The sequence below is a fragment of the Streptomyces sp. CNQ329 genome, assembly GCF_000482585.1.
The window spans coordinates 22,413-40,667 of record NZ_AXVU01000013.1 but is presented as its reverse complement, the minus strand read 5'-3'; the positions used below and the strand labels follow the sequence as shown (position 1 = coordinate 40,667).

The 18,255-nt window shown below is 73.0% G+C and carries 20 protein-coding genes; 10 read left to right on the top strand and 10 right to left on the bottom strand.

All coding sequences use genetic code 11. The features are described from left to right. Window positions 1–21: 21 nt before the first annotated feature. Window positions 22–894: an LLM class flavin-dependent oxidoreductase gene (locus I003_RS0111065; protein WP_027771584.1), complete on the bottom strand. Its 873-nt coding sequence runs from the start codon at window positions 892–894 to the stop codon at window positions 22–24. A gap of 287 nt (window positions 895–1,181) precedes the next feature. Between I003_RS0111065 and I003_RS0111060 the strand changes: the two genes are divergently transcribed. The 5 genes from I003_RS0111060 (at window position 1,182) to I003_RS0111040 (ending at window position 3,819) form a co-directional block, all read left to right on the top strand. Beyond that, window positions 1,182–1,388 (top strand): hypothetical protein, encoded by a 207-nt coding sequence (locus I003_RS0111060; RefSeq protein ID WP_027754509.1) that lies wholly within the window; start codon window positions 1,182–1,184, stop codon window positions 1,386–1,388. Next, the gene (locus I003_RS0111055; protein ID WP_027771583.1) at window positions 1,385–2,026 is read left to right on the top strand and encodes a pilus assembly protein TadG-related protein; all 642 of its coding nucleotides are present in this window, start codon (window positions 1,385–1,387) and stop codon (window positions 2,024–2,026) included. The genes I003_RS0111060 and I003_RS0111055 overlap by 4 nt, the downstream gene beginning before the upstream one ends. A gap of 19 nt (window positions 2,027–2,045) precedes the next feature. Further along, complete coding sequence (locus tag I003_RS0111050; RefSeq protein WP_027771582.1) at window positions 2,046–2,645, top strand: hypothetical protein; 600 nt, start codon at window positions 2,046–2,048, stop codon at window positions 2,643–2,645. A 13-nt stretch (window positions 2,646–2,658) separates the two neighbouring features. Beyond that, window positions 2,659–3,285 carry an OmpA family protein gene (locus tag I003_RS0111045; protein ID WP_027771581.1) on the top strand — a complete coding sequence of 209 codons (627 nt, stop codon included), beginning with the start codon at window positions 2,659–2,661 and terminating at the stop codon, window positions 3,283–3,285. 69 nt (window positions 3,286–3,354) lie between these two features. After that, the gene (locus tag I003_RS0111040; RefSeq protein ID WP_027771580.1) at window positions 3,355–3,819 is read left to right on the top strand and encodes a hypothetical protein; all 465 of its coding nucleotides are present in this window, start codon (window positions 3,355–3,357) and stop codon (window positions 3,817–3,819) included. A gap of 9 nt (window positions 3,820–3,828) precedes the next feature. Here the strand turns inward: I003_RS0111040 and I003_RS34185 are convergent, their stop codons facing one another. From I003_RS34185 to I003_RS0111020, 4 genes are all read right to left on the bottom strand, one after another. Next, window positions 3,829–4,047, bottom strand: coding sequence for a DUF397 domain-containing protein (locus I003_RS34185; protein ID WP_027771579.1), 219 nt, complete (start codon window positions 4,045–4,047; stop codon window positions 3,829–3,831). A 474-nt stretch (window positions 4,048–4,521) separates the two neighbouring features. Further along, window positions 4,522–4,884 (bottom strand): hypothetical protein, encoded by a 363-nt coding sequence (locus I003_RS31950; protein ID WP_486584180.1) that lies wholly within the window; start codon window positions 4,882–4,884, stop codon window positions 4,522–4,524. Between the two features lie 162 nt (window positions 4,885–5,046). After that, window positions 5,047–5,985: a hypothetical protein gene (locus I003_RS0111025; protein ID WP_027771578.1), complete on the bottom strand. Its 939-nt coding sequence runs from the start codon at window positions 5,983–5,985 to the stop codon at window positions 5,047–5,049. A 112-nt stretch (window positions 5,986–6,097) separates the two neighbouring features. Next, window positions 6,098–6,466 carry a DUF192 domain-containing protein gene (locus tag I003_RS0111020; protein ID WP_027771577.1) on the bottom strand — a complete coding sequence of 123 codons (369 nt, stop codon included), beginning with the start codon at window positions 6,464–6,466 and terminating at the stop codon, window positions 6,098–6,100. 145 nt (window positions 6,467–6,611) lie between these two features. Between I003_RS0111020 and I003_RS0111015 the strand changes: the two genes are divergently transcribed. Beyond that, window positions 6,612–7,340 carry a prepilin peptidase gene (locus I003_RS0111015; protein ID WP_027771576.1) on the top strand — a complete coding sequence of 243 codons (729 nt, stop codon included), beginning with the start codon at window positions 6,612–6,614 and terminating at the stop codon, window positions 7,338–7,340. Window positions 7,341–7,614: 274 nt separating this feature from the next. Here I003_RS0111015 and mgrA read toward each other — a convergent pair whose 3' ends face one another. Continuing rightward, window positions 7,615–8,652 carry an L-glyceraldehyde 3-phosphate reductase gene (gene mgrA, locus I003_RS0111010; protein WP_078563919.1) on the bottom strand — a complete coding sequence of 346 codons (1,038 nt, stop codon included), beginning with the start codon at window positions 8,650–8,652 and terminating at the stop codon, window positions 7,615–7,617. Between the two features lie 117 nt (window positions 8,653–8,769). Between mgrA and I003_RS0111005 the strand changes: the two genes are divergently transcribed. The 4 genes from I003_RS0111005 (at window position 8,770) to I003_RS0110990 (ending at window position 13,902) form a co-directional block, all read left to right on the top strand. Continuing rightward, a complete protein-coding gene (locus I003_RS0111005; RefSeq protein WP_027771574.1) occupies window positions 8,770–9,549 on the top strand; it encodes an isoprenyl transferase in 780 nt (259 codons plus the stop codon). A 319-nt stretch (window positions 9,550–9,868) separates the two neighbouring features. Next, window positions 9,869–11,182, top strand: coding sequence for an RNA 5'-3' helicase PhoH2 (gene phoH2, locus I003_RS0111000; RefSeq protein ID WP_027771573.1), 1,314 nt, complete (start codon window positions 9,869–9,871; stop codon window positions 11,180–11,182). A 416-nt stretch (window positions 11,183–11,598) separates the two neighbouring features. After that, window positions 11,599–12,315 (top strand): aggregation-promoting factor C-terminal-like domain-containing protein, encoded by a 717-nt coding sequence (locus I003_RS0110995; RefSeq protein WP_027771572.1) that lies wholly within the window; start codon window positions 11,599–11,601, stop codon window positions 12,313–12,315. A 204-nt stretch (window positions 12,316–12,519) separates the two neighbouring features. Continuing rightward, on the top strand, window positions 12,520–13,902 hold the full coding sequence (locus I003_RS0110990; RefSeq protein WP_027771571.1) for an AI-2E family transporter: 1,383 nt from the start codon (window positions 12,520–12,522) through the stop codon (window positions 13,900–13,902). 61 nt (window positions 13,903–13,963) lie between these two features. On the opposite strand, the gene ahpD is transcribed toward I003_RS0110990, so the two are convergent. The 4 genes from ahpD to I003_RS0110970 all read right to left on the bottom strand — a co-directional run bounded on the left by ahpD (window position 13,964) and on the right by I003_RS0110970 (window position 18,223). Then, complete coding sequence (gene ahpD, locus I003_RS0110985) at window positions 13,964–14,500, bottom strand: alkylhydroperoxidase, AhpD family (protein WP_027771570.1); 537 nt, start codon at window positions 14,498–14,500, stop codon at window positions 13,964–13,966. A 101-nt stretch (window positions 14,501–14,601) separates the two neighbouring features. Next, window positions 14,602–16,980 carry an FtsX-like permease family protein gene (locus I003_RS0110980; RefSeq protein ID WP_037720619.1) on the bottom strand — a complete coding sequence of 793 codons (2,379 nt, stop codon included), beginning with the start codon at window positions 16,978–16,980 and terminating at the stop codon, window positions 14,602–14,604. Next, on the bottom strand, window positions 16,977–17,702 hold the full coding sequence (locus tag I003_RS0110975) for an ABC transporter ATP-binding protein (RefSeq protein ID WP_051368186.1): 726 nt from the start codon (window positions 17,700–17,702) through the stop codon (window positions 16,977–16,979). The genes I003_RS0110980 and I003_RS0110975 overlap by 4 nt, the downstream gene beginning before the upstream one ends. Continuing rightward, on the bottom strand, window positions 17,699–18,223 hold the full coding sequence (locus tag I003_RS0110970) for a PadR family transcriptional regulator (protein WP_027771567.1): 525 nt from the start codon (window positions 18,221–18,223) through the stop codon (window positions 17,699–17,701). The genes I003_RS0110975 and I003_RS0110970 overlap by 4 nt, the downstream gene beginning before the upstream one ends. Between the last annotated feature and the right edge of the window lie 32 nt (window positions 18,224–18,255).

Genomic DNA, 18,255 nt, shown 5'->3' with positions numbered 1-18,255 from the left:
GTGCCGGGCACCGCCGCAGCGCTACGACACCAGCGGACGCACCTCCTCCGCCACCCACCGCACGAAGGCCACCGGATCCGGTTCGTCGGCGGTCGGCTGCAGCACCACCGTCGTCGCCCCCGCCGCCGCCCAGCGGTCCACCGCCGCCGCGACCGCCGCCGCGTCACCGGCGACATGGGCCTCCGCGGCGGGATCCCAGCCCATCCGGCGGGCGTCGTCGGCGAGCCGGCGCTCGGCGCCGGGTCCGGTGGCGACGAGGATCGAGGCCACGAGCGGATGCTCCCCGTCCCGCCCGGCGGCCTCCCGCCCGGCCCGTACCGCCCCGGCGGCCTCCTCCACCACCTCGGGCGAGGCACCCCCGGCAAGGATCGTCCCGTCGGCCGACTCCCCGGTGAGCCGCAGCGTCTTCGGCCCCGTTCCCCCGGAGAACACCGGCGGCGCCCCGGCCGGCGGCCAGGCCAGCCCGACACCGTCGAGCTTGACGTACCGCCCGTCGACGGTGACCTCCTCCCCGGCCAGCAGCGCGCGCAGCGCGGTCAGATGCTCCCGCAGCAACGTCAGCGGCGAGGCGGCCCGCGCCCCGACCTGCCCCATCCACGACTGCACCCCGTGCCCCACCCCGAGCGTCACCCGTCCGGGGAACAGCCGGTGCAAGGTGGCGGCCTCCATGGCGACCAGCGCGACGTTCCGCAGCGGCACGGGCAGGATCCCGATGGCGACGTGCACCCGCTCGGTCCAGGCGAGCACGGCGGCGGCGGTGGCGACCCCGCTCTCGTAGAAGCAGTCCTCCCACACCCACAACTCGTCGATCCCGGCCTCGTCGGCGGCCCGGGCCACGGGGCGAAGCTGCTCGGGAGGGAACTGGGGGATGAACACGGTGGCAAGTCTCGTCATGCGCCGACGGTACCCGGACCGCCCGACACCGCCCGGCAAGCGGACATCCCGGCGCAATCCGCTCCGCCCTCTTCGCACGTATGCGGCGGGTGTGGGACAGTCGGCGAGCGACCGGTTACGCTGCGCACGTGGACGCGGTGCGGCGCCGCCGCCGCAGGTGTAAGGCGGGCGGCGAGGGGGAGGACGGAAAATGGCCGTTCCTGACGCCAAGTCCGCTGTTACCGAACACAATTGGCTTTACGGACCGACGGCAACGGCCGCGTTGTCCGACTCCGGAGGTAGACCGCATGTGGAAACCCAACGACGTGCTGCTGAGGTCCCTGGCCGCGACTCAGCGGCTGCGCCGCGGACGCGAGCGCGATCGGGGGCAGACAGCGGTGGAGTATTTGGGGATCATCGCGGTGGCGGTGGTGATCGTGCTGGTGCTGATCCAGTCGGGGCTGGGGGAGTTGATCCTCGGGAAGATCCAGGACCAGATCGGAAAGATCGGCTGAGCGATGACTCCGGTCAGGCGTTCCCGCTCTATATCACCGCGATCGCGGGCCTGTTGTTCCTCGCCGTCGCCTACTTCGCCGTCGGCCAGGCCGCGGCGAACCGGAACGATGCCCAGGGGGCGGCCGACGCCGCTGCGCTTGCCGCCGCCCACGACGCGCGAGAGCAGTTGTCGGACGGGCTGCTCGACACGATTCTCGACCCGGGGTCGTGGGACGACGTCATCGGCGGCGAGGGCTTCGACTACGGGTCGGCCTGCGCCGCGGCGCAGGACTTCGCCGCCAAGAACGACGCCGATACGACGGCGTGCGACCGCGTGTACGACCCGGACGACGGTTTCACCGTGACGGTACGCAACCGGGAGGCCGTGGGCGACACGCTCGTACCGGGAACGGAGAGCAAACGCTCGGAGGCGACCGCCACGGCGGTCCTCGAATCCCGCTGCGAGGTGCAGGAGCCCGACGATTCCGGGGGAGAGGGCGACGGCGGGGGAGAGGACGACGGCGACGGCCGCGACGAGGACCGGGACAAACCGCCGCTCGAACTCGACTGCGACGGCGGCGACTGGTCCCTTGACCCCGACGACATCGACCTCCTTCCCGACTCCGACGATCTCTTCTCCGTCCGTCTCGTCGACTGAACTGCGAAGGAAGTTGGCAATGAGCATGAGGGGCACGAGCAGGGCGCGCAGGGGCGCCGCCGCCGTGGCACTGGCCGCCACCCTGGCGCTCACCGCCGCGGGCTGCGGCGGGGGCGACGACGGCGACGGCGACGCGAAGTCGTCCGGCACCTCCGAGACGTCCGGCGGCGGGGACTCCGACTCCAAGGGCGAGGGGCAGCAGGACGGCGATGATGAGGTCCCGTCGGAGCCGATCGCCGAGGTGAGGAACAAAGAGGGCATCGTCCTCCGGGTGCTGGAGCTGAAGCGGGACGGGGGCGGATTCGTCACACTCAACGGCGAGTTGGAGAACACCGGCTCCGAGGACTTCCTGCACATCCAGGACTGGTCCGGCCGGGAGCAGGGGGCGGACAAGTCATCGCTCATGGGCGCGACGTTCGTGGACCCGGACGGCAAGAAGCGCTATTACGCCCTGCGGGACACCGAGATGCGCTGCCTGTGCACGTCGGGCATCGCGAGCCTCGATGCCGGCGAGAGCCTGACCATCTACATCCAGTTCCCCGCTCCGCCGGACGAGACCGCCGAAGTCGAGTTCCAGCTCCCCACGTTCCCGCCCGCCACCCTAGAGATCTCCGAATGAGGTGAGCACCGCGATGCCCTCCCGCACTGCCGTAGCGCTCGCCCTCGCCTCGTTCCTCGCCGCCACGCCCGGTGTCGCGCAGGCGCTGCCCGCGCAGGACGACGTTCCCGTGCCGTCCTCCCCGCCCGGGACCAGCACCTCTGCGCCGCCCCCCGTCGAGACCGACGCCAACGATCCCGATCTCCAGCTCGAGGACGGTGCCACCCTCGCCGAGCCGAAGGTGCTGGACATCGTCTCCGTCGTCGAGACCGAGGGCGGTGAGGAGCGGCGGTCCGACTCCAACTCGACCATCACCATCGCCCTGCAGGCGGAGGTGCTCTTCCCCAAGGACAGCGCCCGGCTCACCGGCCAGGCCCGGTCCCGGATCGCCGCCATCGCCGACGAGATCGAGCAGAACGACCCCGACACGGTCCGCGTCTTCGGCTTCACCGACGACCTCGGGTCGTACGAGCACGGCGTCACCCTCTCCAAGAACCGCGCCAACGCCGTGCACCAGGAGCTGACCAACACCCTGCAGGCCGCCGACATCACCTACGTCGTCCGCGGTTACAGCGAGGACTACCCCATCGCCGACAACTCCACCGAGGAGGGCCGGAAGCAGAACCGGCGGGTCGAGGTGAGTTTCCCCCGGGGACAGTGACCCGGATGTCCGTCGTGCCCGGTATGCTCGCCTCGGTGGGCCTGCGTGCCGGGAGGGGGCGAGGACCGCGTGGCCTTCGTGGGGCGGGTGCTGCGGGTGGCCGGTGTCGTGGCCGGTGTCGTGGTCGTGCTGGGCGGCGTGCTGTGGCTTGCTGACGGGGTGTTACGGGGGCTGCCCGACGACTCCGCGTCCCATCCCGCCCTGGGGCCGTCCGCCGGCGCGTCGACCGGCACGCCCGCCGAGTTCGCCGCGCACGTCACCGGCGTCGAGACCGAGTGGGAAGGCGGCGCCCCGGTGCGTACGGTCATCTCCACCGACCTCGCCGACGACGCCCCCGGCCGCCGCATCGCCGTCGGCATCGAACTGGCGCACCTGCGTCGGCTCCTCGCCGACTGCGTCGAGAAGCTGCCCGTCGTCGTCGTCAACGACCGTGACGGCGACGAGATCCGCCCTCAAGGCTCCCCCGGCTTCTCCCGGGAACGGGAGCGGGGGCGAGGCGGCCACTGCCCGGCCCGGGGAGACCGGAGCCGCTGAGCGGACCGCTCAGAACTTCCGCACCGTCCCCGGCGTACGGGTCGCGTAGACCGTGAACGCCCCCCATGCCTCCGGCGTGAACGTCAGCACGGGCCCGTCCGGCGTCTTGGAGTCCCGTACGTGCACCGCCCCGGCCCCGGCGGCGACCTCGACGCACTTGGCCCCGGCCCCGCGGCTGTAGCTGCTCCTTCGCCATGCCAGGCCGTCAACGCCGTGCTCGGTGCTCATCGGTCTCCCCGCCGTACGGTCACGTACCGCGCGCCGGGCTACGACGCGCCCAAGGCCGCCCATTGCGGGCACAAGACCTCGAAACGAATGACGACACGGCACGGCACATAGTTCCCGCCGACCCCTCGGTTTCCGTCGCTTCCGCGCGTTTCCTCTCGTTCCCGCGCGTTCCCGCTCGTTCGCGCGCGTTCCCCTTCGTTCCCGCGTGGTGCGCCGCGTCCGCACCGCCCGTCGGTCGTCCGCGGGTCCGGCCGTTTCTCCGCGTGCCCCGACCCGCGCCGCCCGCCCCCGTGTTTCGGCTCTGCCGGAAACATCTTGCCGCCGCCGTGCCGTCACGCCGACTCTGTGGGCGGGCCGGAGCGGAACCCTCCCCCGGGGGTGCCGCCGGCCCGCGCCCCCGCCCTCAAGCCCGCACGGGGCGGGGGCATCGGGGCCGCGCCCCGGGCGCCGGAGTGCGTGGCGGCGGTGACCGCCTCACGGCCGCCTGCCTCCCGGCCCTCCGGCGACTTCCGCGGCGGTGGACGGGACGGGGCGCGGTCGCCGGGGCCCGCGGCAGCAGAAGGTGCCGACCGGGCCGCGGCGGATGAGCAGTCCCGCGGCCGGGTCCGGTACGGCGTCCAGGGCAGCCCGTACGCCGGGCAGCCGGTGCCAGGTCTCCCCGTCGCTCTCCTCCCGGAACGCGATCTCGAAGACGATGCCGCGGGAGTGGACGTGCCACTGCCACGTCGTCGCCCGGTTGCTGATCGCCGACTCGACGAGCGCGTACTCGTACGCGTCCTTCCACCGCAGTGCGGAGGAGTGGGCGTCGCCCACCTCGATGGACCACCAGTCGCCCATGGCTGCTTTCCTCGGTTCCCTGCCGCCGTCTTCCGCCGGCTCTTCGCCCTCCACCGTAGGACGGGCGGGCAGGGGCGTACCAGGAGGCCCCGGGGTACCTCACGGGGAGTCTGCCGCCGGGCCGCCGCCGGGTAACTTGCGGGCGCCCGCGGGGCGGTGGGCTCAGCCCTCGATGAGCCGCTCCAGCACGGCCTGGAACTGCCCGTCCACCGTGACCTTGATGCCGCCCTCGTCCATCGTGCTGAGCCGCGTCAGCGAACCGGCCCGCCACCAGTAGACGTCCGGTGTGATCCGCCCCACGCCCTCCTCGAAGCCCGCCGCGGCGAACTGAGCGAGGGTGTGGAGGCCGGCTATGACATGCCGGTCGCGGATCGCGTGGAACGCGAGCTGGTGCCGGAACGGCACCGCCACGAGCGCGCCGTCCGTGCTCAGGCCGCGGCCGGTGATCCGGGGCACCAGCTCGTCCAGGGTCAGCACCAGGCTCGCCGTGAACATCGACTCGCCCATCACCACGTCGATGCGGGCGCCCTCCTCCTGCTCGATCGTCTCGTGCGACTCGACGGGGAGCCCGCGCAGATTCTCCAGCGCCCGTGCGCGCAGCACGGCGACGTCGCCGAAGGGCTCCAGCGAGGAGCGGGGGAGGACCATGACGCTCTCCGGGAGGTCCAGCGCGAGCACCTCGCGCAGCCCTTCGGCGAGCGGGCGCGCGTAGTCGAAGCCGTCCGAGGCGGTCATCTCGTCGGGCAGCAGCCGCGGGTAGAGCTGGGCGCGGAACTTCTCCGCCGGCATGGTGTCCAGCACCGAGGGGCCGTCCATGGCCCGCAGCATGATGCCGATGTGGCGGCGGGTCAGCTCGGGCCAGACCCGCGGGCCGCGGGCGTCGTTGTGGCAGACCGCCGCCAGGTTGCTCAGGCCGAACTGCCGGCCCGCGCTGTCGGTCACCGCCTCCGCGCCGACCGTCACCTCCAGCCCCTGCTCGGCGAAGGCCGCGTGGACCCCGGCGCGGAAGCGGGCGCCCTCGTCCTCGGAGAAGAACTCGAACGAGGGGTCGCGCGTGGTGTCCCGTCCGTCGCGGCGCGGCTTGCGCCCGAATATCCCCACGGTGGTGCCCCCTGTGCGTCGTACGTCGTCCGCGCCGCGGTCCGGGCGGTGCCGGCCGCGAGAGCGGTCGTTTTCGATCGTAGCGAGGGGCACCGACGCTTCCGCCGCCCGGTCAGTCCGCCCCCGCGCGGGCGGGGCCGACGCCGAGGCGCACCCCGGGCCGTACACCCCAGCCGGCGAACGCGCCCGCCTCCGCCTCCAGGACGTGCCTCGCCCGCAGCCGGGGGCGGCCGAGGCGGCCGGGGCGCATGGTGCGTACGGCCAGGACCGTCAGCCGGCGGTCGAGGTACGCGACGTCGATGGCGAAGCGCATGCCGAGGGTGTGCACCCCCTGGGCGGGGGTGAGGAGGAGGGCGCCGGCCAGGCCGTCACGGCCGAGCAGGCCGCGGCTGCGGCGGGCGAAGGAGGACGCGATCTCCAGCGGCAGCGGGTCCGCGTCGCCGACGGTGAGCGTGGCCGGTCCGTCGGGCCAGGTGGGCATGGCGGGCCTCTCCCCGTGCAGGCGCTACGGGCCCGGAGCCGGACTCCGGGCGGTCCCCGGGCCCCCGGCCCGCCACCGTACCGCCGCGGCACCGCCGCCGGCCCCGGCCCTGCCGCGCCGGCCCGGCCGCCGTTAGGCTCACCCCGTGCTCGCCGTCCTCCTCGTCGTCCTCGCCACCGGCTACGGCGCCGCCGCCGGGGCCCTGCTGCCCCGGGCCGCCTACCGGCTCTCCGTGGCCGCCGACGAGCCGTGGCGCGAGCGCTGCCCGCGGGACCACGTGCTCCCGGGCTGGGCCGGCCCCGCGACGTGCAAGGAGTGCGGGGGGAGCCCGTACGGTCTGCGTGTCTGGCTCCCGGCCACCGCGACCGCAGCCGCCTGCGCCGCGCTCGCCGCCGCCACGGGCTCCGAGCCGGAGTTGGCGGTCTGGCTGCTGCTGGCGCCGTTCGGGGTGCTGCTCTTCGCCGTCGACCGGGCGGTGCGGCGGCTTCCGGACGTCCTGACGCTGCCGCTCGCGGGGGCGGCCGTCGTTCTGCTGGGGGGTGCGGCGCTCATAGGGGGCGCGGGATCGTGGACACGCGCCCTCCTGGGCGGCGTCGCGCTGGGGGCGATCTACTTCCTGCTCTTCTTCCTCAACCCCGCCGGCATGGGCTTCGGGGACGTGAAGCTGGCCCTCGTGCTGGGCGTCGCCCTCGGCTGGTACGGCTGGGACGTCCTGTTCACCGGCTCGTTCGCCGGTCTGCTGCTGGGCGCGGGGTACGCGATCACCATGCTCGCGGCCCGCCGGGTCGGCCGGAAGACGGGCATCGCCTTCGGTCCGTTCATGATCGTCGGGGCCTTCGCGGGGCTCGTCGTCGGCGGACTGGCGGCCGGCTGAACGGCGCGGGCACAGGTCGGCCCGTACGCCCCGCACGCCCCCTGAACCCCTCCCGTGAGCTGCGAACCGGCCCGTGCGAGTGACCTGATCGCAGCGGAGTTCGTATACGGAGTGTCACCGGGCGAGCACTTTTCGAGGTGACCCGTCCGTTCCGGTACTGAGCACCCCTCACCCTGGGTTATGGTGGAACTCCCCCCCTCGGGCCGGTCCGTATCCCCCCCACGGACCGGCCCGTTCCCTTTCTCCGGTACGGGACCTTCCGGGCCGCCGGCTCTCAGCCGCGTCCGGCCCAGATGTTCACGCCGCTCGTCGACTTCGCGAACCGGTCGATCTCCGCCAGCTCCGCCGCCGTCAGCTCCGGCGCGCCCAGGGCCGCGACGTTCGCCTCCAACTGCGCCACGCTCGACGCCCCGATGAGCGCCGAGGTCATCCGCGGATCCCGCAGCACCCAGCCGAGCGCAAGCTGCGCCAGCGACTGCCCGCGCCCGCGCGCGATCTCGTTCAGCCCGCGCAGCCGCCGTACGACCTCGTCCGTCAGCAGCTTCGGATCCAGCGACTTGTTCTGCGCCGCCCGCGAACCCTCCGGGATGCCGTCGAGGTACTTGTCGGTCAGCATCCCCTGCGCCAGCGGCGCGAAGGAGATGCAGCCCATGCCCTCCGCCTCCAGGGTGTCGAGGAGTCCGTCGTCCTCGGTCCACCGGTTGATCATCGAGTACGAGGGCTGGTGGATGAGCGGCCGTACGCCCATCTCCCGCAGCAGCCGGGCGGCTTCGCGCGTCTGCTCCGCGGTGTACGAGGAGACGCCGACGTACAGCGCCTTGCCCTGCTGCACCGCGGACGCCAGCGCGCCCATCGTCTCCTCCAGCGGGGTGTCCGGGTCGAAGCGGTGGGAGTAGAAGATGTCGACGTACTCCACGCCCATGCGGCCGAGCGACGCGTCCAGCGACGACAGCAGGTACTTGCGCGAGCCCCACTCGCCGTACGGCCCCGGCTGCATCAGGTAGCCCGCCTTGGTGGACAGCACCAGTTCGTCGCGGTACGGGCGGAAGTCGGCGGCGAAGATCCGGCCGAAGTTCTCCTCCGCGGAGCCGGGCGGCGGGCCGTAGTTGTTCGCCAGGTCGAAGTGGGTCACCCCGAGGTCGAAGGCGCGCCGCAGGATCGCGCGCTGGGACTCCAGGGAGCGGTCGTCGCCGAAGTTGTGCCAGAGACCGAGGGAGATCTCCGGGAGCTTCAGGCCGCTGCGACCCGTCCGGCGGTAGGTCATCGCGTCGTAGCGGGTGTCTGCTGGCAGATAAGGCAAAAGACTGTTCACAAAACCTGCCTATCACGAACCCGGTGCGCCCCTGTGACAGGACTGTGGCATAACCGGCAGTACTGTGGCGCCTTCCGGGGGGTACTCCGAACGTGCGACGGAAGGGCTGAACGCGGGATGACCTGGCGCGGCATCGTGTATCGCGTATACGAGAAGCGCCTCGAGCGCCGTCTCGACTCCGACCGGGTGCCGAAGCACATCGGTGTCATCCTCGACGGCAACCGTCGCTGGGCCCGCGCCGCGGGCGGTACGACCACGCAGGGCCACCGGGCCGGCGCCGAGAAGATCCACGAGCTGATCCGCTGGTGCCGCGAGACCGACGTCGAGGTGCTCACGCTCTGGCTGCTGTCCACCGACAACCTGGACCGGCCGGAGCCCGAACTGAACCCGCTGCTCGCCATCATCGAGGAGGCCGTCGCGGGCGTCGCCGTGCGCGGGGGTGCGCGGGTGCACCACGTCGGCAACCTCGACCTGCTGCCCATGCAGACCCAGCGCATCCTCAAAGAGGCCGAGGAGGCCACCCGCGACGTGGTCACGGGGCCCGGCGGCGGCACCGTCCTGGTCAACGTCGCCGTCGCCTACGGCGGCCGGCAGGAGATCGCCGACGCCGTCCGCTCCATGCTCGCCGACGCCGCCGACCAGGGCCGTACGCTCGCCGACGTGGCCGAGACCGTCGAGGTGGAGCACATCGCGCAGCACCTCTACACCCGCGGCCAGCCCGACCCCGACCTGGTGATCCGCACCAGCGGCGAACAACGGCTGTCCGGGTTCATGCTGTGGCAGTCGGCGCACTCCGAGTACTACTTCTGCGAGGTGTTCTGGCCCGCGTTCCGCCGCGTCGACTTCCTGCGCGCCCTGCGCGACTACGCGGCACGCCACCGCCGCTTCGGCGGCTGAAACCTCCCAGGCGCACCTTTTGGCCCCCTCTACCAGGTAACCCCCGTTTCGGCCCGTCGGTCACAGGCATTGCATGCCCCGGGGTCCGCGAGGGAATATCCGTGCTAGCGGGCGGTCCACCGCACCGCCCGCCCGGGAGGCCCTTTGCACCACGTGCCGCATCACGAGGTCCGTGCGGAGCGCACCATCGCACGTACGGACGGAGCGGAGGGCCGGGGTCCGGTCCTGCGCGCCCGCGTGGCCGCACGGGGCCGGACGCCCGGCCCGATGCCCGCGACTCCGTCGCGTGCCGACCTCATCCGAGGGGGTTCGTCCATCCGTGGTGAACAGCAAGAAGCCTGACCGGCGCACCTACGTCCTCGACACGAGCGTCCTGCTGGCCGACCCCATGGCCATCGCGCGGTTCGACGAGCACGAGGTGGTGCTGCCCGTCGTGGTGGTCACCGAGCTCGAAGCCAAGCGGCATCATCCGGAGCTGGGCTACTTCGCCCGCCAGGCCCTCCGCCAGCTCGACGAGTACCGGGTCAAGCACGGCCGGCTCGACGCGCCGATCCCGATGGGGGACATCGGCGGCACCCTGCGCGTGGAGCTGAACCACACCGACATCGGGGTGCTCCCCGCCGGTTTCCGCCTGGGGGACAACGACTCCCGCATCCTGGCCGTCGCGCGCAATCTCCAGGCCGAGGGGCAGGACGTCACCGTCGTCTCCAAGGACCTGCCACTGCGCATCAAGGCGTCGTCCGTGGGTCTGGCCGCGGAGGAGTACCGCGCGGAGCTGGCCATCACGGACTCCGGCTGGACCGGGATGTCCGAGCTGATGCTCACCGGCGAGCAGATCGACGAACTCTTCGCGGCGGAGGTCGTCTCGGTGCCGGAGGCGGACGAGCTGCCGGTGCACACCGGTCTCGTGCTGCAGTCCGAGCGCGGCCGGGCCCTGGGCCGGGTCACCCCGGACGGGCGGATCCGGCTGGTGCGCGGCGACCGGGAGGTCTTCGGGATCCACGGCCGCAGCGCCGAGCAGCGGATCGCGCTGGACCTGCTGGTGGACGAGTCCGTCGGTATCGTCTCGATGGGCGGACGCGCCGGTACGGGCAAGTCCGCGCTGGCGCTCTGCGCGGGCCTGGAGTCGGTGCTGGAGCGGCGGCAGCACCAGAAGGTGATGGTCTTCCGCCCGCTGTACGCCGTCGGCGGCCAGGAGCTCGGCTATCTGCCGGGTACCGAGGCCGAGAAGATGAGCCCGTGGGCGCAGGCCGTCTTCGACACCCTGTCCGCGGTCACCTCGCGCGAGGTGATCGAGGAGGTCATCGCGCGCGGCATGCTCGAAGTGCTGCCGCTGACCCACATCCGGGGCCGCTCGCTGCACGACGCGTTCGTGATCGTCGACGAGGCGCAGTCGCTGGAGCGGAACGTCCTGCTGACGGTGCTCTCGCGGATCGGGACGAACTCCCGCGTCGTCCTCACCCATGACGTGGCACAGCGGGACAATCTGCGCGTCGGCCGGTACGACGGTGTGGTGGCCGTCGTCGAAAAGCTGAAGGGGCACCCGCTCTTCGCCCATGTGACGCTCAACCGCTCCGAGCGGTCGCCGATCGCCGCGCTGGTGACCGAAATGCTGGAAGAGGGCCGGGTATAGCGGGATACTGCTCCCTGTGCTTCTTCCCTGTCGTATGAACTGGGCGCAGCAGCTTAGCTGTTGCGCCCAGTGCTACGCACGGGTTTCCGTCGACGCCGAGGGGCAAACGTGGTGTGAGCTTTCCCACTGGACGGGGAATTGCGTCCGGGTGTCCGTCTCCGGCAGAGTCTGGGACTCGTCAGGCCCTGCGTACGGCCCCGCACCGACCCCGGTGCAGCACGACTCAACTGAACAGAGCCGCCGTACGCCGCCCGAGCGCAGTACCGGCCCCCGCGGACGCGGGGGCTGCCGGGCCCGCGCCTCCCGTGACCAGTCGGTCCGCCGCAGTCGGCGGTCCGGAACAAGGGGGGGCCAGTGTCAGGGGCAGGGACGCGTCCGCGAGGTCACCGAAGCGGGCGATGCTGGAAGGACTTTGTGTGAGCCGGATTTCGGTCCGGGGTTTCGCCGTGGCTTCCGCCACCGCGGTCACCTCTGTCGGCGCTGTCGTCGGCGTGGCCACGGGCGCGGAGAAGGGCGACGACTCGACGGGCAATGTCGAGGCGACCGCCGCCGACGCGACACTCCTCGCCGACGTACCCGCTGGCGCCACGGCCCAGGTGCAGACCGCCTCCCTCACGGAGCAGGCGGACGCCCAGGCGGACGCCGCACACACGGACGCCCGCAAGGCGGCCGAGGAGGCGGCGCGCAAGTCCGCCGCCCAGGCCGCGGAGGAGAAGAAGGAGGCCGCGGAGCGTAAGGCTGCCGAGGAGGCCGCGGAGAAGGAGCGGGAGGCCGCGGAGGCCGCCAGCCGCTCGGCCGCCGCGTCCGCCGACGGGAGCGACTTCGCCCCGCAGTCGTCCTACTCCGTCGCCGATGTACAGGCCATGGCCCGGCAGATGGTGCCGGCCGACCAGTACCAGTGCTTCAGCAACATCGTCGACCACGAGTCGGGCTGGGACTACACCGCCACCAACCCCAGCTCCGGTGCGTACGGGCTGATGCAGGCGCTGCCCGGCGAGAAGATGGCCTCGGCCGGCGCCGACTGGCAGACCAACCCGGCCACCCAGATCGAGTGGGGCCTGAACTACATGAACGACCGCTACGGCAGCCCTTGCGGCGGCTGGGAGTTCTGGCAGGCCAACGGCTGGTACTGAACCACGGCGCACCACCCGCCCCGCTCATGCGTGAGACGCCCCCGGCTCGCCGCCGGGGGCGTTTCGCATGCGCGAGGAACCGGCACCCGCGTCCGGAACGTCCTACGTGACCGAAGCAGACCACCCCCGCAGGTATGGGCCGTGTACGGTCGTGCGGGTGACGGACGGTACTGCGACGGGACCGTAGGCGGCGTGAGGACCAATATGTCGAAGATGACGGACTGGCTCGGCGGGGTGGGCGAGCGGGCCAGCCGGATGGCGGAGCGGCGCCGGGCCGCCGCCGCTGCCGCCGCGGCGAAGTCCGGGTCCGGACGGCCCGCGGCCGGGGACGCGCCCGAGTCGGCCGCCGCCGCCCGGCCCCCGGGACCGCCGCCGCGGCCGGCACCGGCCAGCGTGGTGCCGTGGGGGGTGCGGGTCGCGGCCGAGGTCGGCTGGCGGCTGCTGGTCCTCGCCGGTCTCATCTATGTACTGATGCAGGTCATCAGCGTCGTCAGCCTCGTCGTCATCGCCTTCGCCGTCGGCCTGCTGGTCACCGCGCTGCTGCAGCCGACGGTCGCGCGGTTGCGCCGCTGGGGCTTCAGCCAGGGGCTCGCCACCGCCACCACGTTCGTCGGCGGCTTCGTCGCGATCGGCCTCATCGGCTGGTTCGTGGTCTGGCAGATCATGGAGAACATCGACGATCTGACCGACCGCATCCAGCAGGGCATCGACGACGCGCAGGAATGGCTCATCGACGGGCCGTTCCACGTGCAGGAAAAGCAGATCAACAACATCGGCAACGAGATAAGCGACTGGCTGGGCGAGAACTCCAGCGAGGTCACCTCGGCCGGCCTCGAAGGCGTCTCGTACGTGCTGGAGTTCTTCTCCGGCGCCGCCATCGCCGCCTTCGTCACCATCTTCCTGCTCTACGACGGCGAGCGCATCTGGCGGTGGTGCCTGAACTTCGTGCCCGCCGACGCCCGCGACGCCGTGGCGGGCGCGGGCCCGAAGGTGTGGGCCACGCTCACCGGTTACGTGCGCGGCACGGTGCTGGTGGCGCTCATCGACGCGGTGTTCATCGGCGTCGGCATCTTCATCCTGGACGTGCCCATGGCCGTGCCGCTGGCCGTGCTGATCTTCCTCTTCGCGTTCGTGCCACTCGTCGGTGCGCTGGTCTCCGGCGCGCTCGCGGTGGTCGTGGCGTTCGTGACGAACGGAATGATCACGGCCCTGCTGGTGCTCGGCGTGGTGCTGCTGGTGCAGCAGATCGAGGGGCACATCCTGCAGCCGTTCATCCTCGGCCGTATGGTGCGGGTGCACCCGCTGGCGGTGGTCCTCTCGGTGGCCATCGGCACGCTCGTCGCGGGCATCCCGGGCGCGGTGGTGGCGGTGCCGCTCATCGCGGTCCTCAACACGGCCGTCGGGTATCTCAAGGCGTACCACCGCGAGCACATGACCGATCCGGGACCGCCGCCGCACGGGGCGACGGCGCTCGAAGTCTCACCGGCCGCCCCGACGGACACCCCCGCGCCGGGCACGGACGCGGAGGCACAGGGGACGGGGGCGGGCGGCGGGCCGGAGGCCGAGGGCGGCGACACGAAGGGCTGACGACGCCAGGGGCCCGGCGCAACGGCGCGCGTACAAGACACCCGGCGGCGCCCGCCCGCGCTCAGCCGCCGCCGAGCGCCGCCTCCGCGTCCAGGACCGTGCCCGCGGCCTGGACGACCGCGGCGACCTTCAGCGCCTCCTGCACCGTCTCCCGGTCCGCGCCGGTCCGCCGCAGCGCGCGCTCGTGCTCGTCCAGGCATGCCCCGCAGCCGCCCACGGCGGACACGGCGACGCACCACAGCTCGTAGTCCGCCTTCGGTACGCCCCGGGCCCCCAGCACGTTCGTCCGCAGCCCGGTGCGCAGATGCCCGTACCCGGGGTCGGAGAGCAGATGCCGGGCGCGGAAGAAGACGTTGTTCGCCGCCATCGCCGCGGCGGCCGCCCGGGCGGCGTCGTACGCCTCGGCCGACAGGCGTTCCCGCGCCTCCGGCGCCACCGCGCGCAGCACGGCGGGGGAGCGTACGGCGATGGCGCAGGCGAGCAGGGCGCCCCACAACTGCCCCTCCGGCAGGCGGCCGTCGTCGACGACCGAGGCGAGGTTGCGGCGCAGGTCCCCGGCGTAGCCGGGAAGGGCCGACTGGAGCGCGTCGAGTGCCACGCGCCCGACCTTACAGAACCGCACGTCCCGCGCCTTGCGGCTCGTCCGGGACCGGCCCGGCGCGCCCCTCCCGGACGCGCCCCCGGCCGGTCCCGGGCCCGCTACTCGGTGCGCAGTCCGTCCGGGCGCATCAGCCGGATCAGCAGCGGCATGCTCAGCGCCGTGACCGCGGCCACCACCCCGGTGCCCGCCCCCGCCATCGTCAGCACCGAGGCCCAGTCGACGGCGACGGGCGTGGCCGTCATGCGCATCAGTACCGTGCCCAGCGCGAGCCCGAACCCGGTCGACAGGGTCATGCCCAGCGCCACCGGGATCGCGGTCTGCCAGAGCACGGACAGGCTGAGCGTGGAGCGCCGGGTGCCGAAGGCGACCAGGGACGACAGCAGCTTGCGCCGCTCCCGCAGTTGTTCGAGCTGGCCGACGAGCAGGCTGCTGCCGATCAGCACCAGCACGCACGCGGCGCCCACCGCGAGACCGGTGCGGATGCCGGCGAAGTCCTCCGAGACGATCTCGTTGTTCAGGGTGTGGACGGACACCAGCGGGTCGACGGCGGCGACCTCGTTGCGTACGCGCTCGGCCGCGTCCGGCACGGCCGGGTCGAGCCGCACGTCGACCCAGGCGGTGAACGCGCCGGAGTCGTGGACGTCGGGGACGGCGCCGGGGGTGGCGACGATGCCGCCGTAGGGGTTGCCGTCCGCGTCGCGCAGGGCCTTGGCGGGACGGGTGCCGGCCGGCGGGGTCCAGGGGATCGCCTCGCCCCGCAGGCCCTTGTACGACGGGTCCAGGTACAGCGGTTCGCCGGTGGCCATCAGGCGCTTGCTGTCGGCGTCGCTGTACGTGCCGGTGAGGCGGAAGACGTCGCCGTCGCGGCAGTCGGGGAGCTTCGCCATCTCGCGCAGCTCCGCGCAGGAGCCGACGGTCAGCGTGGCGTAGTTCTCGGGAATGCGCGCGGTGTCGCCCACCTCGGCGGTGATCCGGCTGACCGTCTCGCGGACCCCTTCGCTCCCGGCGACCCGGTCGCCGATGCCGAGGTCCTGGCCGGCGGCCACGCGGATGCCGATCTGGTAGCGGCCGTCGTGGCCGGTCGACGAGCTGAAGTCGTCCTCGACGCCGGTGAAGACCATCTGCAGGGCGATGGCCCCGGCGACGGCGACGGCGATGCCGTTGACCAGCCGGGCGGCGGTGCCGCTGCTGAGCTGGAGCCGGCGGACCGCCAGTTGCCAGGACGTCGGGCCGCGGCCCAGGCGGGCGACCACGGCCTCCACCAGCCAGGGCAGCAACGCGGTGATGCCGGTCAGCAGCAGAACCGTACCGCCGATGACCTGCCACTCCGGGAACGCACCGGCGCTGTCGCCGCGGCCCATCATCGGCGCGAGCATGCCGAGTCCGCCGGCGGGCAGCAGCAGCCGCCACCAGATGCGCCGCCGGCCCGGCCGCGCCGACCGTACGACGCCCAGTGGCTCGATGACGACGCCGCGCAGCGCGAGCAGCGTGACGCCGACGGCCGCGGCGGGCACGGCCACGGCGATCAGCAGGGCGAGCATGGGCGAGGGGTTCAGATCGGCGGCGAAGACGCTCATGTCGTAGACCGTCACGCCGCCCGCGAGCTGCCGGCCGGCCAGGAACAGCACCGTGCCGACGGCGAGTCCGAGCAGCGCCCCCGCCAGCGCCTCGCCGGCGGCGATCCGGCGCACGGCGCGGCCGTCGGCCCCGACGAGACGGAGCGCGGCGAGGCGGCGGTCGCGGCGCTCGCCGCCGAAGCGTACGGCCGCGATGAGGAAGACGGCGACGGGCATCAGCAGTGCGATGAACACGATCATCGCGAGCAGCAGCAGCACCGGATCCATGGACCCGCCGTGCGACTCCTGGCCGAAGGCGGCGACGCGGCTGACGTTGGCGTCGGCGGCGGCGATGTCGTCGCTGCCGGCGTAGTACGCCAGCTCGCCGGGGTCGATCAGCCCGGAGTCGGCGACGGTTCCGGTGATGCCGTAGTCCAGGCGCTCGCGCAGCAGGTCCCCGTCGTCGTCGTGGAGCAGATCGGCGAGCGCGGGGGAGACGACCATCTCGCCGGGCTCCGGGAAGCGGTCGAGGCCCGGGGGCAGCGGGGCGTCGGGGCCCTCGGGGAGCAGCAGCCGGCCGCGGACCACGGTGTCGTGGTACTCGGTGTCGGCGGTGCCCACCAGCACGGTGGAGCCCGCGTCCCCGGCCTGGGAGGCGTGGACCTCGCCACGGGCCAGCTCGCGATCGTCGCGGTTGGCCAGGGCGCCGGGGACGGCGGTGGTGAGCAGCAGCAGCGCCACCCCCAGGCCGACGCCGATCGAGGTGAGCACGGTGCGCATCCAGCCCTCGCGCCCGCCGCGGAGCGCGAAGGCCAGTCCCATGCGCAGGTCGTCGGCCCAGGTGCGCAGCGGGCCCCGGGGGTCGGGCGCTCCCGCGGGCCGAGCGCCGGTCGCCTTCTGGGCGTAGGTCTCGTCGCTCATCGGCCTGCGGGCTCCAGACTGCGGGTACGCCCGTCGCGTACGACGACCTCGCGGTCCGCGTACGCCGCGACGCGCGCCTCGTGGGTGACCAGGACGACGGCCGCGCCGCTGTCCTGCGCGGCGCCGGTGAGCAGTTCCATGACGCGCTCGCCGTTGAGGGAGTCCAGCGCCCCGGTCGGCTCGTCGGCGAAGAGCACCCGCGGTGTCGTCGCCAGCGCGCGGGCGACCGCGACGCGCTGGCCCTGCCCGCCGGAGACCTCGCCGGGCCGCTGGTGCGCGATGTCGTCCACCTCCAGGCGCTCCAGCCACGGCCGGGCGGCGCGTTCGGCGTCGCGGCGGCCCAGGCCGGTCAGGCGCAGCGGAAGGGCGACGTTCTCCACGCAGGTCAGCTCCGGTACGAGCTGGCCGAACTGGAAGACGAAGCCGAACTCCCGGCGGCGCAGGGCGCTGCGCTCGGCGTCGGAGAGGCGGGCGAGGTCGCGGCCCGCGTACGTCACGGTGCCCTCGTCTGCCGGGACGATGCCGGCGAGGCAGTGCAGCAGCGTGGACTTGCCGGAGCCGGAGGGGCCCATGACGGCGACGGTCTCGCCGGCCGCGATGGCGAAGTCGGCGCCGTCGAGGGCGGGGGTGCCGGCGTAGACCTTGCGCAGGGCGGTGGCGGCGAGGATCGGCGCCGGCCCGGTGTCCGCGGCGAGCGGGTCGTTGGGGGGTGTGGTGCTCATGCGCGTACCTCCGCGGCGAGTTTGCCGAGGCGCGCGGCGGCCAGCTCCAGCCACCGCAGGTCTGCCTCGAGATGGAACAGGGCGTGGTCGCAGATGAGCTGGTCGGCGAGGTCGCCGCCCTTCTTGCGACGGGTCAGCTCGCGCATCAGGCGCAGATGTTCCGCGCGCTGTACGTCGAGCAGCTCGGCCGCGTCGCGGCCGGTGAGGAGTGCGAGGACGACCTTGGTGTACAGGGTCGACTGCAGATAGGGCTCGGGTTTCTCCGGAGTGGCGAGCCAGCCGGCGACGTCGGTGACGCCGGCGTCGGTGATCGCGTAGCGCTTGCGCTCCGGACCGCCGCCCGGCTCGATGCCGTCGACCTCGACGAGGCCGTTCTTCAGCAGCCGGGACATCGTGGAGTAGACCTGCCCGTAGTGCAGCGGGCGGTCGTGACCGAAGCGCTCGTCGAAGGCGCGCTTGAGGTCGTAGCCGTGGCGGGGTCCCGACTCCAGGAGCCCGAGGAGGGTATGGCCGATCGTCATGCCGAGGACTCTACACGGTGTGTATACGTGCT

Bases quoted from the DNA above. Each gene is read 5' to 3' on its own strand.
- I003_RS0111065 (WP_027771584.1), bottom strand. From the start codon at position 894: ATGACGAGACTTGCCACCGTGTTCATCCCCCAGTTCCCTCCCGAGCAG.
- I003_RS0111060 (WP_027754509.1), top strand. From the start codon at position 1,182: ATGTGGAAACCCAACGACGTGCTGCTGAGGTCCCTGGCCGCGACTCAG.
- I003_RS0111050 (WP_027771582.1), top strand. From the start codon at position 2,046: ATGAGCATGAGGGGCACGAGCAGGGCGCGCAGGGGCGCCGCCGCCGTG.
- I003_RS0111045 (WP_027771581.1), top strand. From the start codon at position 2,659: ATGCCCTCCCGCACTGCCGTAGCGCTCGCCCTCGCCTCGTTCCTCGCC.
- I003_RS34185 (WP_027771579.1), bottom strand. From the start codon at position 4,047: ATGAGCACCGAGCACGGCGTTGACGGCCTGGCATGGCGAAGGAGCAGC.
- I003_RS31950 (WP_486584180.1), bottom strand. From the start codon at position 4,884: ATGGGCGACTGGTGGTCCATCGAGGTGGGCGACGCCCACTCCTCCGCA.
- I003_RS0111020 (WP_027771577.1), bottom strand. From the start codon at position 6,466: ATGCCCACCTGGCCCGACGGACCGGCCACGCTCACCGTCGGCGACGCG.
- I003_RS0111005 (WP_027771574.1), top strand. From the start codon at position 8,770: ATGACCTGGCGCGGCATCGTGTATCGCGTATACGAGAAGCGCCTCGAG.
- I003_RS0110990 (WP_027771571.1), top strand. From the start codon at position 12,520: ATGTCGAAGATGACGGACTGGCTCGGCGGGGTGGGCGAGCGGGCCAGC.
- I003_RS0110980 (WP_037720619.1), bottom strand. From the start codon at position 16,980: ATGAGCGACGAGACCTACGCCCAGAAGGCGACCGGCGCTCGGCCCGCG.
- I003_RS0110975 (WP_051368186.1), bottom strand. From the start codon at position 17,702: ATGAGCACCACACCCCCCAACGACCCGCTCGCCGCGGACACCGGGCCG.
- I003_RS0110970 (WP_027771567.1), bottom strand. From the start codon at position 18,223: ATGACGATCGGCCATACCCTCCTCGGGCTCCTGGAGTCGGGACCCCGC.